This is a genomic window from Streptomyces sp. URMC 124 (genome assembly GCF_051386455.1).
GTDB lineage: Bacteria > Actinomycetota > Actinomycetes > Streptomycetales > Streptomycetaceae > Streptomyces.
Genome location: NZ_JBPQTS010000682.1, coordinates 1 through 228, shown reverse-complemented (window position 1 = coordinate 228; position 228 = coordinate 1). Strand labels below are relative to the sequence as shown.

The following is a 228-nucleotide window of genomic DNA, read 5'->3' as shown; positions in this document are numbered from 1 at the left end:
ACGTAATGGGTATGCTGAACTCCCGCCGTGGACGTATCGAAGGTATGGATTCACGCGGTGGCGCTCAAATTATCCGTGCAAAAGTGCCTCTGTCCGAAATGTTCGGATACTCCACAACTCTGCGTTCCGGTACACAAGGTCGCGGCGTATTCTCGATGGAACTCTCCCACTACGAAGAAGTTCCTAAGAATATCTCCGAAGAAATCGTGTCCAAGCACAAGGGCGGAG

The 228-nt window shown here is 51.8% G+C and carries 1 pseudogene; it reads left to right on the top strand.

The features are described 5' to 3' along the window. Nucleotides 1-11: 11 nt before the first annotated feature. Nucleotides 12-228: pseudogene (gene fusA / locus ACSNOG_RS34155) on the top strand (elongation factor G); the annotation flags it as partial.